Below are 11,787 nucleotides of genomic sequence, written 5' to 3'. Positions count from 1 at the left end.
GCGGGGCGGTTTTGGTGGCATGCACGCATGATGCGTTATCCACGATTCGTTTACAACAACTTTCTACGCTGTACGCTCAGGCTGAATAGTCACTGCATTTGAAAGGTGCGATTCCATGCTGAAGAATATCAAAATCAGGACGCTGATCATTTCCACCATGGTGTTCTTTGTGGCGATGCTGTTGTTGATCGGCGGCCTGGGCGGCCACAGTATCAACAACACCAGCAGGCTGCTGGACAACACCGCGAAAAAGGACGCCCGGGTCAGCGCCCGGCTGGCCGAGCGGATCCGCTTCAAGATGGAAATCAACCGCAGCCAGATCCTGCAGGCGCTGCAGCACAACCCCGCCATGGAATGGTCCAAGTTGCACGACCATCCGCTGGCGGTGCATTTCAAAACCATCGACGACACCACCGCCGAGATCAACAAACTGCTGTCGGCCTACCGCGACGCCATTGACACGGCGCCCGAGCGCGAGCTGGCCGAGCAGTGGGTGGCGAAAAGCAACAATCTCGGCATCAACGCGATCAGCGCCGCCAGCGCCCTGATCCAGCAGCAGAAGTGGGACGACGCCGAGTCGATCCTGATCCGCTCGATCAATCCGGCCTACCGCATTTCCGACCCCGCGCTGCTCGAGTTGACCGATGTGCTGGCGCAGCGCGCCAGGGTCGACGCCGAGGCGGTGCGCGGCACCATCGGCGCGACCGCCTGGCTGATGGGCGCGGCAATCCTGGTGGGGGCGGCGCTGAGCGTGTTGATCGGCGTGCTGCTGATACGCGGCATCACCGAGCCGCTCGGGCGCGCCGTCGGCATCGCCCGCGGCGTCGCCGCCGGCCGCCTGAACGGCGCCATCGCGGTCGACTCGGACAACGAGATCGGCCAGTTGATCGGCGCCCTCAGCGAGATGGACGCCAGCCTGTTCGACATCGTGCGCGACGTGCGCAGCGCCACCGACACCATCGACGGCGCCTGCGGCCTGATCGCCGCCGGCAACCTGGAGCTGTCCGGGCGCACCGAGGCGCAGGCCGGTTCGCTCGAGGAGACCGCCGCGTCGATGGTGGAACTGACCGAGACGGTGCGGCGCAACGGCGAGAACGCGCGCCAGGCCAACTTGCTGGCGCTGTCGGCGGCCGAGGTGGCCGGCCAGGGCGGCGCGGTGGTGTCGCAGGTGGTCGCGACGATGGGCTCGATCAACGAATCGGCCAAGAAAATCGTCGACATCATCGGCGTCATCGACGGCATCGCCTTCCAGACCAACATCCTGGCGCTGAACGCCGCCGTCGAGGCGGCCCGTGCCGGCGAGCAGGGCCGCGGCTTCGCCGTGGTCGCCTCGGAGGTGCGCAACCTGGCGCAGCGCTCGGCCGGCGCCGCCAAGGAAATCAAGACCCTGATCGACCACTCGGTCGAGCAGGTGACGTTCGGCGCGCGCCTGGTCGACCAGGCCGGCAAGACCATGGGCGAGATCGTCACCAGCGTCAACCGGGTCACCTCGATTATGGGGGAAATCACCGTCGCCAGCCGCGAGCAGAGCGAGGGTATCGACCACATCAGCAACGCCATCCACCACATGGACGGCGCCACCCAGCAAAACGCCAAGATGGTCGAGAACGCGTCCGCCGCGTCGGAGGCGCTGGAGCAGCAGGCGAAAAGCCTGGTGCAACTGGTCAGCGTGTTCAAGCTGGCCGAGGCCGCGGGCGCCGCGCCGGCGTCCCGTCCCGTTCCGTCGTCCACCATCGCCCGAAGGAGAGTTCATGACCATAGCCGCCCCCAACCTGCGCCGGGCCTATCCGCCGGCGATCCTGGCGTTCGCCGACGGCCCGGTGTTTCGCGGCGTCTCGATCGGCGCCGCCGGCCACACCAGCGGCGAGGTGGTGTTCAACACCGCCATGACCGGCTACCAGGAAATCCTCACCGATCCCAGTTACAGCCGGCAGATCGTCACGCTGACCTACCCGCACATCGGCAACACCGGCGTCAACGACGAGGACGCCGAGTCGGGCCGCATCGCCGTGGCCGGGCTGGTGATCAAGAACCTGCCGCTGCTGGCGTCGAACTTCCGCTCGACCCGCTCGCTGTCGGAGTATCTGCAACAGGAGAATATCGTCGCCATCGCCGGCGTCGACACGCGCAAACTGACGCGCCTGCTGCGCGAGCGCGGCGCGCAGAGCGGCGCGATCGTCGCCGGCACCGACCAGGCCGGCCACGCGCTGACGCTGGCGCGCGCCTTCCCCGGCCTGAGCGGGGTCGACCTGGTGCGCCAGGTCAGCACCCGCGAACCCTACGAGTGGCGCGAGACCGAGTGGGCGCTGGGGCGCGGCTACGGCCGGCTGGAGGCGCCGCGCTGCCGCGTGGTGGCGATCGACTACGGCGTCAAGCGCAACATCCTGCGCATGCTGGCCGCGCGCGGCTGCCAGGTCACGGTGCTGCCGGCGCACACCTCGGCGGCGCAGGCGCTGGCGCACCACCCGGACGGCGTCTTCCTCGGCAACGGCCCGGGCGACCCGGCCCCGTGCGACTACGCCATCGGCGCCTGCCGCGAGCTGATCGAGCACGGCGTGCCGACCTTCGGCATCTGCTTCGGCCACCAGATCATGGCGCTGGCCTCGGGCGCCACCACGCGCAAGATGAAGTTCGGCCACCACGGCGCCAACCACCCGGTGCAGGACCTCGACAGCGGCCACGTCATGATCACCTCGCAGAACCACGGTTTCGCCGTCGACCTGGAGTCGCTGCCGGCCAACTGCCGGGTCACCCACCTGTCGCTGTTCGACGGGTCGCTGCAGGGCTTCGCCCGCACCGACCGGCCGGCGTTCTGCTTCCAGGGCCACCCCGAGGGCGCGCCCGGCCCGCATGACATCGGACACCTGTTCGACCGTTTCGTGACCTTGATGGAGAAGCATAAAAATGCCTAAGCGTAAAGACCTCAACACCATCCTGCTGATCGGCGCCGGCCCCATCGTCATCGGCCAGGCCTGCGAGTTCGACTACTCCGGCGTGCAGGCCTGCAAGGCGCTGCGCGAAGAGGGTTACAAGGTGATCCTGGTCAACAGCAATCCGGCCACCATCATGACCGACCCCGACATGGCCGACGTCATTTACATCGAGCCGATCAACTGGGAGGTGCTGGCGCGCATCATCGCCCGCGAGCGCCCCGACGCGGTGCTGCCGACGATGGGCGGGCAGACGGCGCTCAATTGCGCGCTCGAACTGCACCGCCACGGCGTGCTCAAGGAGTACGGCGTCGAGCTGATCGGCGCCTCGCCGGAAGCCATCGACAAGGCCGAGGACCGCTCCAAGTTCAAGCAGGCGATGAGCCGGATCGGCCTCGGTTCGGCGCGCTCCGGCGTCGCCCACAACATGGCCGAGGCCTGGGAGGCGCAGCAGGAACTGGGCTTCCCGGTGGTGGTGCGGCCGTCGTTTACGATGGGCGGCAGCGGCGGCGGCATCGCCTACGACTTCGACCAGTTCCTGGCCATCTGCACCCGCGGCCTGGAGCTGTCGCCGACCGGCGAGCTGCTGATCGAGGAATCGCTGATCGGCTGGAAGGAATTCGAGATGGAGGTGGTGCGCGACAAGAAGGACAACTGCATCATCGTCTGCTCGATCGAAAACCTCGACCCGATGGGCGTGCACACCGGCGACTCGATCACGGTGGCGCCGGCGCAGACGCTGACCGACAAGGAATTCCAGATCATGCGCAACGCCAGCCTGGCGGTGCTGCGCGAGGTCGGCGTCGACACCGGCGGCTCCAACGTGCAGTTCGCCGTCAACCCGGACGACGGCCGCATGATCGTCATTGAAATGAACCCGCGCGTGTCGCGCTCGTCGGCGCTGGCCTCGAAGGCGACCGGCTTCCCGATCGCCCGCGTCGCCACCAAGCTGGCGGTCGGCTACACCCTCGACGAGCTGCGCAACGACATCACCGGCGGCCACACCCCGGCCTCGTTCGAGCCGACCATCGACTACGTGGTGGTGAAGATCCCGCGCTTCGCCTTCGAGAAGTTCCCGGCCGCCGACGACCGCCTGACCACGCAGATGAAGTCGGTCGGCGAGGTGATGGCGATCGGCCGCACCTTCCAGGAGGCGTTCCAGAAGGCGCTGCGCGGACTCGAGGTCGGCGTCGACGGCCTGCGCCGCAACGGCAGCGGGCGCGCCGTCATCGACGAGGAGCTGGCCGCGCCGGGGCCGGACCGGATCTGGTACCTGGGCGAGGCCTTCGCCCAGGGGTATTCGCTGGAGCAGGTGCACGCGCTGAGCCGCATCGACCCGTGGTTCCTGGCGCAGTTGCAGGACTTGATCGCCACCGAGCTGTGGCTGGCGGGGCAGTCGCTGGGCGCGCTCGACAAGGGCGTGCTGTTCGAACTCAAGCAGCAGGGCTTCGGCGACCGCCGCCTGGCCACGCTGCTGCACACCAGCGAGGCCGAGGTGCGCGCCCACCGCCACGCGCTGGCGGTGCGGCCGGTCTACAAGCGGGTCGACACCTGCGCCGGCGAGTTCGCCACCCGCACCGCCTACCTGTACTCGACCTACGACGAGGAGTGCGAGGCCCAGCCCAGCGAGCGGCGCAAGATCATGGTGCTGGGCGGCGGCCCGAACCGCATCGGCCAGGGCATCGAATTCGACTACTGCTGCGTGCACGCGGCGATGGCGCTGCGCGAGGACGGTTACGAGACCATCATGGTCAACTGCAACCCGGAGACCGTTTCGACCGACTACGACACCTCCGACCGCCTGTACTTCGAGTCGCTGACGCTGGAGGACGTGCTGGAGATCGTCCACTTGGAGCGGCCCATCGGCGTCATCGTCCAGTACGGCGGCCAGACCCCGCTGAAGCTGGCGCTGGCGCTGGCGCTGGCGCAGGCCGGCGTGCCGGTGATCGGCACCACGCCCGACATGATCGACGCCGCCGAGGACCGCGAGCGCTTCCAGCAACTGCTGCACAAGCTCGGCCTGCGCCAGCCGGAAAACCGCACCGCCCGCACCGAGGACGAGGCGCGCCGCCTGGCCCAGGAGATCGGCTATCCGCTGGTGGTGCGCCCGTCCTACGTGCTGGGCGGGCGGGCCATGGAAATCGTCGAGGAGCCGCTCGAACTGGAGCGCTACATGCGCGAGGCCGTCAACGTTTCGCACGACGCGCCGGTGCTGCTCGACCGCTTCCTCGACAACGCCATCGAGGTCGACGTCGACTGCCTGTCGGACGGCCACCGCACCTTCATCGGCGGCGTCATGGAGCATATCGAACAGGCCGGCGTGCACTCGGGCGACTCGGCCTGCGCGTTGCCGCCGTACTCGCTGGCGCCCGACACCATCCGCGAACTCAAGCGCCAGACCGTGCTGATGGCGCGCGGCCTGCACGTGGTCGGCCTGATGAACGTGCAGTTCGCGGTCCAGCAGAGCAAGATCGACGGCCGCATGCAGGACGTGATCTACGTGCTGGAGGTGAACCCGCGCGCCTCGCGCACCATCCCCTTCGTCTCCAAGGCCACCGGCCTGGCGCTGGCGAAGATCGCCGCGCGCTGCATGACCGGGCGCTCGCTGGAGGCGCAGGGCGTCATCGACGAGGTGGTGCCGCGCTACTTCAGCGTCAAGGAGGCGGTCTTCCCGTTCGCCAAATTCCCCGGCGTCGACACCCTGCTGGGGCCGGAGATGAAGTCGACCGGCGAGGTCATGGGGGTTGGAAAAACCTTCGGCGAGGCGTATTACAAGTCGCAGCTGGCGGCCGGCATCCGCCTGCCGCGCAGCGGCCGCGTCTACATGCGCGTCAAGCGCAGCGACCAGGCCCGCGCGGTGGCGGTGGCGCGCCAGTTGCACACGCTGGGCTTCGGCATCTGCGCCAGCCTGGTGACGGCGGCCGTCATCAACGCCGCCGACATCCCGGCGCTGGCGGTGGAGGACGCCGAGGTGCTCGACCAGCTGGCCGCCAGAAGCATCGCGATGGTGATCCTGACGGTCGACGAGAAGCGCGCCGCGATCATGGCCTCGCGGCCGATCCGGGTGGCGGCGCTGCAGGCCGGCGCAGCGTTCTACAGCACCATCGCCGGGGCCGACGCGGCCAGCGAGGCGCTGCGCCACATCGACAGCTTCGGCCTGTACCCGCTGGCCCAGCAGCACCAGCCGCCCGAGGCCGACGAGGAGGCGGCGCGCCCGAGCGCGGGCGGGCGCCTGGCGCCGCGCCTGCTCGACTGGGAGGCGGCGGCGATCGAGGTGCCGGAGCGGCGCGCGCAGCGGCGCGGCCAGCGCGACGTCGGCAGCGCGCCGGTCAAGGTGTTCGTCCGCCAGCCCTTCACCGAGGCCGACCAGGAGCAGCAGCGCATGATCGCCGACATCCTGGTGCTGCTCGACAGCGCCAACGGCGCGCCCTACACCTTCCACTACCTGACCGGGATACGGGCCGAAAGCGCGACCACCTTCAAGCAGTCGTTCGAGCGCGAAACCGGCAAGCTGTTCACGCCGCCGAACTTCCGCGAGCACCGCCTGGCGCTGCTCGACCAGGCCGACCTGTTCATCAACATCCGCGTCGGCATGAGCGAGAGCAGCGCCTTCGAGCTGGGCTACCACGTCTTCAAAGGCAGCAACGCGCCTATCCTGTTCCTGGTGTGGAAGCACGCGCCGATCAAGACCACGCTGCTGCGCGAACTGGACGACCTGGCCGACGTCACCTACCTCGAGTTCGAGCACGTCGACGACCTGCGCAAGGGCGTGCACCAGTTCTTCAGCAGCAAGGCGCTGGGCGCGGGCTAGGGCTGGCGGGCCGGCGGCGTTAAACGCAGGCAGCGGCAAAGAAGCGGGGTTAGACCCTTGGGGGCCGGCCCCGGGGTTGCGCCCGCGGTTTTGACCATGTCGACGCCAGTCGGCTTACGCCCTTGCGGGCTAACCCGACCTACGAAAATCGCGCTAGCTTAACGCGACACGCTCTCATCACGCCGCCAGCGCCCGCAAGCGCATGCGCAGGCCCACCGGCGACATGACGAAGGCCATCAGCTCCCGCGCCTCGCCGCCGTCCGGCGTGTCGACGCCGAGCAGCTCGAAGCGCGCCAGCAGCATCGCCACGGCACCCTTCATTTCCAGCAGCGCCAGGTAGCGCCCGGGGCAGGTGCGCAGGCCGGCGCCGAAGGGCAGCGCGAGCTGCTTGTCGAAGCCGGCGCCGGCCTCCCCGTGCGCCGGAGCCAGCCAGCGCTGCGGCTCGAAGGCGGCGGCGTTCGGCACGTGCGCGTCGGCGACGCTGTCGTGGCGCAGCACGCACCAGACGTAGCTGCCGGCCGGCACCGCGACGTCGCCGACCACGCTGTCGCGCAGCGCCTCCAGCGGCATGTACGGCGCCACCGGCTTCAGGCGCATGGCCTCGCTGGCGCAGGCGCCCAGATAGTCGAGCGCGTCCATCTGCTCGACGCTGAACGCGGCCGGGTCGGGCGCCAGGCGGCGCACCTCGTCCTGGGCGCGGCGCAGCGCCCGCGGGTGGCGCTGCAGCAGGTACAGCATCCACGAAATGGTGTTGGCGGTGGTGTCCTCGCCGGCCAGCAGCATGGTCAGGACGTTGCCGCCGACGGCCTGGTCGTCGACCCCGCTGCCCGCTTGGTCGGCAGCGCACAGCATCGCCTCGAGCAGGTTGGGCGGACGCTCGCGGCGCGCCGGCTCGGCCAGCAGGCGTTGCCGGGCCTGGCCGACCAGGTCGCCGATGGCGGCCCTCAGCGCCACCGCGCTGCGCTCCAGGCGGCGGTCGGCCGGCAGCTTGAAGTAGCGCCAGTACGGCCACAACGCCAGGCTGCGCCGCGCCAGCGCCGGCAGCATGACGTCGAGGTGGCGCTGGATCACGTCCCCGCCCGATTCGATGGTGTTGACATCGGTGCCGAAAGCCAGCCCGGCGATGATGTCGACGGTGTAGCGCTTCAGGTCGTCGGCCAGGTCGATCGCCGCGCCGGCGCCGGCCGCCGCGTCCCAACGCCGCTGCAGGCGCAGCGCCACCGCCACCAGCGACGGGAAATACGCCTTGATCGCGGCCGGCGCGAAACCCTGCATCACCACGCGGCGCTGGTTGCGCCACTCCGCGCCCTCGACCATGAACAGGCCCGGCACGCCGCCCATTTCCAGCGACAGGTCGGCCGTCGCCTTGGGCCGGCGGAAGCCGTCCGGGCGGTCGCGCAGGACCGCCGCGACCGCCTCGTGGCCGGCCACCACCAGCACCTTGCTGCGGCCGAGGCGGATGCGGAACAGCGGCCCGTAGCGGCGGCACCAGTCTTCGACGTCGCGGTGCACGCGCGAAGGCTTGAGCTGCAGGGCATTGCCCAGCAGCGGCAGGGCGAACGGCCCCGGCAGCGCGGCGATCTGGCGCAGGGCCGGCCGGGCCGGCGGCGCGGCGCTGGGGGTGGTGCCGGGATACGCTGTCATGCTGGTTCCTCCGCAAGTGGGTGTCGTTGGCTTGCACTGTAGCGGCAACCGGGGCGGCCGTCTTGAACGTTTCCGACAAACCGCGGCGGCGCCGACACGCCGCGCCGTCGCGGTACAATGGACCGGCCCCACCACGCCCATTCGACCATGACCGCCACCCCCACCAGCCTGCCCAGCGCGCGACTGATCGCGCCGCGCCTGTCGCTGGCCTGCTGCGTGCGGGCCTGCCTGGCGCGCAGCACGATGGATTGCGCGCCGCTGTTGCCGTGGCAGCGGCTGAACCGTTTTCCGGCCAGCCCGCTATGTAGCATCAGCTGGATGATACGCGGCGAGGCGGAACGGGCGGCGCCGACGCCGGGCCTAGAACCGATGGCGGCGATGCAATTCGCCGGCCCGCAGTCGCGCCCGACGGTGAGTTACAACCCGGGGCCGATGCAGGGTTTCATGGTACTGTTTTACGCCTCGGCGATGCATCGTTTGAGCGGGCTTGACATGTCGGTCTGGGTCGACCGCATCGTCCCGCTGGAGGAGGCGCTGGGGCCGGACTGGGTGGCGCTGGCGCGCCAGGTGCTGGCGGCGCCCGACGACGACGCGCGCGTGGCGCTGGTCGAGCGTTTCCTTGAGCCGCGCTGGCAGGGCGCGCGCGGCGACGACGCCCTCGGCGTGGTCGGCGACTGGGTCAAGCGGCTCGGCGTGCAGGTGGCGGCGGCCGGCTGGGGCCGCGGCGCGCGCAACCTCGAACGGCGCGTCAAGGCCTGGGCCGGGCAGCCGATGCGCACGCTGCGGCGCATGAGCCGCGCCGAGCTATCGTTCCTGGACTCGCGCGCCGATATCCTCGGCGGCAAGCCGTCGTGGAGCGACATCGCCGCGCGCGGCGGTTATGCCGACCAGGCCCACCTGTGCCGCGAAACCAAGGAAATCACCGGGCTTAGTCCGACCGAACTGGTGCGCGCCGGGCAGGAGGATGAAAGCTATTGGGTTTACCGGATTTGGTCGTGAGGCCGCGTCAGCCGGCCGCGGCGGGCTCGGCGGGCTCGGCGTAGGCCACGCCCTTGGCCAGCAGCACCTCGTGGTGGCCGCGCCCCGGCGCTATCATCGGGAAGCAGTTTTCCTCGCCGGCCACGCGCACGTCGAGGAAGTAGGGCCCGCTTGAGGCCAGGCACTCGGCCAGCGCGGCGTCGAGTTCGTCGCGCCGCGTCACCGCGCGCGCCTGCCAGCCGAACGCCCGCGCCAGCGCGACGAAGTCGGGCAGCGCCTCGGTGTAGCTGTGGCTGTAGCGGCCGCCGTGGATCAGCTCCTGCCATTGCCGCACCATGCCCATGTAGCCGTTGTTCGACAGCACCACCTTCACCGGCGCGCGGTGCTGGGTGGCGCTGGCCATTTCCTGGATGTTCATCAGGATCGAGGCGTCGCCGCTGACGCAGACCACCAGGTCGCCGGGATGGGCGATCTGCGCGCCGATCGCCGCCGGCAGGCCGTAGCCCATGGTGCCGGCGCCGCCCGAGGTCAGCCAGCGCCCCGGCCGTTCGATGCGCAGGTGCTGCGCCGCCCACATCTGGTGCTGGCCGACGTCGGTCGAGACAATCGCGTCGCGCCCGGCCAGCGCCGCTTGCAGCCGGCTCATCAACGCTTGCGGTGCGATGTGCGCGGCGCTGTCGTCGAACGCCAGCGAGCGCCGCGCGCGCCAGGCGTCGATGCGCCGCCACCACGCCGCCAGATCGTCCACCCTGGGCGCCGCCGCGGCGGGCGCGGCCTCGCGCAACGCCCGCCGCAGCCCGGCCAGCACCGCCGCGCAGTCGCCCACCAGGGCCACGTCGGCCGCCACCACCTTGCCGATCGAAGCCGGGTCGATGTCGACGTGGATGATCGCCGCGCCCGGGCAGAAGGCGTCCAGGCGGCCGGTGACGCGGTCGTCGAAGCGCGCGCCGACGCAGACGACCAGGTCGGCGTGGTGCATCGCCAGATTGGCTTCCAGCGTGCCGTGCATGCCCAGCATGCCGAGAAACCGCGGGTCCGAGCCGGGGAAGGCGCCCAGTCCGAGCAAGGTCAGCGTGCAGGGCGCGCCGCTGTCGTGGACCAACTGGCGGAAGCTGGCGCAGGCGGCCGCGCCGGAGTTGATCAGGCCGCCGCCGCCGTAAAACAACGGCCGGCGCGCGCCGCCGATCAGGTGCGCCGCCCGGCGCAGCGCGTCGGCATCCGGCGGCGGCGTCGCCGCGGCGGCGGCCGGCGCGCGCCACGCGGCGCCGCGCACCGGCGCCAGTTGCAGGTCCTTGGGGAAGTCGATCAGCACCGGTCCGGGCCGCCCGCCGGTGGCCATGCGGTGCGCGCACAGCACGCTGGCGGCGACGTCCTCGGCGTCGCGGATTTGCTTGTTCCACTTGGTGACCGGGCGCGAGATGCCGATCGCGTCGCATTCCTGGAAGGCGGCGGTGCCGATCGAGGCGGTGGCGACCTGGCCGCTGACGCAGATCAGCGGGATCGAGTCGCAGAAGGCGTCCAGCAGGCCGGTGGTGGTGTTGCTCATGCCGGGACCGGAGGTGACGAACACCACGCCGGGCCGGCCGCTGCTGCGGGCGTAGCCCTCGGCCGCGTGCACCGCCGCCTGCTCGTGGCGCACCAGCACGTGGCGCAGGCGCGGCTCGGCGTGCAGCGCGTCGTACAGCGGCAGCACGGCGCCGCCGGGGTAGCCGAAGACGGTGTCGACGCCGAGCGCGAGCAGGGTTTCAATCAGCACCGCGGCGCCGTTGCGCGGCGCGACATAGGCGGAAGGGGCGGGGGTGGCGGCGGCCATGCAGGAAGTATTCATGGCATAGATTTTGTTTCATAATACGCAGAAAAGGCTTCTATATTTGTCGCCAAACGCCACCGATTCAGTAAAATTTACCGTGAAAATGAAAATAACAGAATGAAGCTGGATAAATTCGACCGCGCCATCCTGGCCGCGCTACAAGTGGACGCGCGTCTCAGCCTGCACGAGCTGAGCGCCAAGGTCGGCCTGACCTCGTCGCCGTGCTGGGCGCGCATCAAACGCATGGAGGAGGACGGCGTGATCGAAGGCTATACGGTGCGGGTCAACGCCGCCAAGGTCGGATTGGCCGACACCGTCATCGTGCAGGTGACGCTGGACGACCATTCCGACCAGGCGCTGTTCGAGTTCGGCCACGCGCTTGAGCTGATCCCCGAGGTGCTGGAAGCGTTCCTGGTGTCGGGCGACTACGACTACTACCTGCGCATCGCCGTCAGCGACACGCGCGACTACGAACGGCTGCTGCGCGAGCGGCTCTACAAGATCCCCGGCATCCGCCACAGCAAATCAAGCTTCGTGCTGCGCCAGCTCAAGCAAAGCTACCTGCCGCTGCAACGCTGAACCGGCGCGCGCCGGGCCGCCGACATCGGCGATAA

The 11,787-nt window shown here is 69.8% G+C and carries 5 protein-coding genes and 2 pseudogenes; 5 read left to right on the top strand and 2 right to left on the bottom strand.

The annotated features are described in order from the left end of the window. Nucleotides 1-115 precede the first annotated feature (115 nt). The 3 genes and pseudogenes from ACFDR9_RS16295 to carB form a co-directional block, all read left to right on the top strand. Nucleotides 116-1,516: pseudogene (locus ACFDR9_RS16295) on the top strand (methyl-accepting chemotaxis protein); the annotation flags it as partial. A gap of 235 nt (nucleotides 1,517-1,751) precedes the next feature. Next, nucleotides 1,752-2,912: a glutamine-hydrolyzing carbamoyl-phosphate synthase small subunit gene (carA, locus tag ACFDR9_RS16290; RefSeq protein ID WP_017877703.1), complete on the top strand. Its 1,161-nt coding sequence runs from the start codon at nucleotides 1,752-1,754 to the stop codon at nucleotides 2,910-2,912. Further along, nucleotides 2,905-6,114, top strand: a pseudogene (carB, locus tag ACFDR9_RS16285) (carbamoyl-phosphate synthase large subunit); the annotation flags it as partial. The gene carA and the pseudogene carB, both read left to right, overlap by 8 nt. Nucleotides 6,115-6,918: 804 nt before the next feature. On the opposite strand, the gene ACFDR9_RS16280 reads toward carB, so the two are convergent. Continuing rightward, the gene (locus ACFDR9_RS16280; RefSeq protein WP_409031675.1) at nucleotides 6,919-8,385 is read right to left on the bottom strand and encodes a cytochrome P450; all 1,467 of its coding nucleotides are present in this window, start codon (nucleotides 8,383-8,385) and stop codon (nucleotides 6,919-6,921) included. Between the two features lie 147 nt (nucleotides 8,386-8,532). On the opposite strand from ACFDR9_RS16280, the gene ACFDR9_RS16275 reads away from it, so the two are divergent. After that, nucleotides 8,533-9,384: a helix-turn-helix domain-containing protein gene (locus ACFDR9_RS16275; RefSeq protein WP_409031674.1), complete on the top strand. Its 852-nt coding sequence runs from the start codon at nucleotides 8,533-8,535 to the stop codon at nucleotides 9,382-9,384. Nucleotides 9,385-9,391: 7 nt separating this feature from the next. Here the strand turns inward: ACFDR9_RS16275 and ilvB are convergent, their stop codons facing one another. Continuing rightward, the gene (gene ilvB / locus ACFDR9_RS16270; protein WP_409031673.1) at nucleotides 9,392-11,191 is read right to left on the bottom strand and encodes a biosynthetic-type acetolactate synthase large subunit; all 1,800 of its coding nucleotides are present in this window, start codon (nucleotides 11,189-11,191) and stop codon (nucleotides 9,392-9,394) included. 99 nt (nucleotides 11,192-11,290) lie between these two features. On the opposite strand from ilvB, the gene ACFDR9_RS16265 reads away from it, so the two are divergent. After that, nucleotides 11,291-11,752, top strand: coding sequence for an Lrp/AsnC family transcriptional regulator (locus ACFDR9_RS16265; RefSeq protein WP_017877698.1), 462 nt, complete (start codon nucleotides 11,291-11,293; stop codon nucleotides 11,750-11,752). Nucleotides 11,753-11,787: the final 35 nt, after the last annotated feature.

Source organism: Janthinobacterium sp. CG_23.3, assembly GCF_046115965.1.
In the GTDB taxonomy this organism is placed as follows: Bacteria; Pseudomonadota; Gammaproteobacteria; order Burkholderiales; family Burkholderiaceae_D; genus Janthinobacterium.
Note: the sequence above shows the minus strand (reverse complement) of the source record. Positions and strands in the feature narration are given on the sequence as shown.

Coding starts and splice junctions, on each gene's coding strand:
- carA (WP_017877703.1), top strand. CDS start 1,752: ATGACCATAGCCGCCCCCAACCTGCGCCGGGCCTATCCGCCGGCGATC.
- ACFDR9_RS16280 (WP_409031675.1), bottom strand. CDS start 8,385: ATGACAGCGTATCCCGGCACCACCCCCAGCGCCGCGCCGCCGGCCCGG.
- ACFDR9_RS16275 (WP_409031674.1), top strand. CDS start 8,533: ATGACCGCCACCCCCACCAGCCTGCCCAGCGCGCGACTGATCGCGCCG.
- ilvB (WP_409031673.1), bottom strand. CDS start 11,191: ATGAATACTTCCTGCATGGCCGCCGCCACCCCCGCCCCTTCCGCCTAT.
- ACFDR9_RS16265 (WP_017877698.1), top strand. CDS start 11,291: ATGAAGCTGGATAAATTCGACCGCGCCATCCTGGCCGCGCTACAAGTG.